We start from the raw sequence: 255 nt of genomic DNA on the forward strand, positions 1-255 counted from the left end.
AATTGCGCCAATTGCAGATTGTCTTTCAATTTGCTGATACCGCACTTAATCCGGCCAAATCGATTGGGGACATTCTCTCCCGCCCATTGAGCTTTTATCACGGTATGGACGGCAAAAGCCGGGAAGCACGGGTCGACGAACTGCTTGATATGGTGCGGATCCCGCGCACTATGCGCTATCGCAGGCCTGGTGAATTATCCGGTGGTCAAAAGCAGCGCATCAATCTTGCCCGGGCTTTGGCCGCCAATCCCAAGA

Annotated in this window: 1 protein-coding gene; it reads left to right on the forward strand. The window is 53.3% G+C overall.

From position 1 onward, the window contains the following. Window positions 1-255: ATP-binding cassette domain-containing protein (locus QSJ70_RS27600; protein WP_285541405.1), on the forward strand; the 255-nt coding region annotated here is incomplete at both ends.

This window comes from Brucella sp. NBRC 12950, from assembly GCF_030268145.1.
GTDB lineage: Bacteria > Pseudomonadota > Alphaproteobacteria > Rhizobiales > Rhizobiaceae > Brucella.